Source organism: Amphritea sp. (genome assembly GCF_050300915.1).
Taxonomy (GTDB): domain Bacteria; phylum Pseudomonadota; class Gammaproteobacteria; order Pseudomonadales; family Balneatricaceae; genus Amphritea.
On the sequence record NZ_JBNKYN010000159.1, the window covers coordinates 1 to 1,200 of the forward strand.

A 1,200-nucleotide genomic window follows, 5' to 3' on the forward strand; every position below is an offset into this window, starting at 1 on the left:
TGCTTACCGCTCTTATAACCTACGCTGACAGACTGGAACTTAGAGTCTGGATTTGCCGCATTGTCATCGCTGGATTTCCCTGTTGCAACCGCGGCGTTGAGGCCATTTTCCATTGCGATAGCGAAAGAACCGCCAAACGTTTTGGTGTCGTAGATTGCACCGGAATTATAGGAATAACCCAGAGCACCATCCAGTTGAATACCCGAGTCAAGCTTGGTTTTCAGGCGGGCGCCGATTTCAGAAACATCATTGCCTTTATTCGTGCCCAGGCTTACCGCCAGTGAGATCGGGCCAAACTTTGGTGCGTCATAGCGCAGACGGTCATAGCGACCTTCAAAATCCAGGTTTGACATAGTGCTTTTGATTGTTGGACCTGTACCACCGAACTTCAGTGCGCCACCAACCAGGGTTGGGTTTGGCCAGTTGATAATACCGGTACCTGAAAGTTGACGTTCCATATTGCCATCGGCAGCACCGGATCCCTGGCCAATGGTCAGGCGCCCATACTCTTTCGATGAGATCCAGGCTTCCATCTTCCGCTCGTCCAGTGTTGGTGATGCCGTTGTTTTGGTATCCATATCAACAAGGTTGGATGGGTTGGACTGGTATTCAGTCTCAAACAGAGCGCCAACACTGATCTTGTCGTCAAGATTAGATTGAGCTTTCAGACTGAAACGGGTGCTGCTGTTGTCATTATCGACAAAGAATGTCTCATTTGTGCTGCCATCATCGGCATACATCAGGGCACGGTTGATCTGCAGTCCTAAATCAAGTTTTACACCTTGATAAGTGCCAACTTCAACCGCCTGGGAGGCTAGTGGAATGACAGAGAGAAGTGCGCAGGTTGCATAGGATTTTAGTTTCATTAAGTCAGTACCTTCTTTCTTTTGTTTTATTTATGAGTGAAAAAGTAACAGGCAGGTATGTAAAAGAATAATGAATAGAGTCGATATGTTTATGCTAAAAACGCATCTATCTATATGAAAAACAGTAAGTAATATTTATATTGGTATGTTTTTTATTGCAGCAGAAAGAGGGGGAGTCTCTGATGAGCTCCCCCGAAAAGTTCGGTCTGTTTTTTATAAAAATGACAGGTTAGCACCTGGGGAGTACTAACCTATCGAAAGGGTGACCTTTATATGCGTTCAATGATCAGGGCAATACCCTGACCCACGCCGACACACATACTACAAAGCGCAT

The 1,200-nt window shown here is 45.9% G+C and carries 1 protein-coding gene; it reads right to left on the reverse strand.

The window, feature by feature from the left end:
- Positions 1-866: porin (locus tag ACQY8X_RS20910; RefSeq protein WP_428037063.1), on the reverse strand; the 866-nt coding region annotated here is incomplete at its 3' end.
- Between the last annotated feature and the right edge of the window lie 334 nt (positions 867-1,200).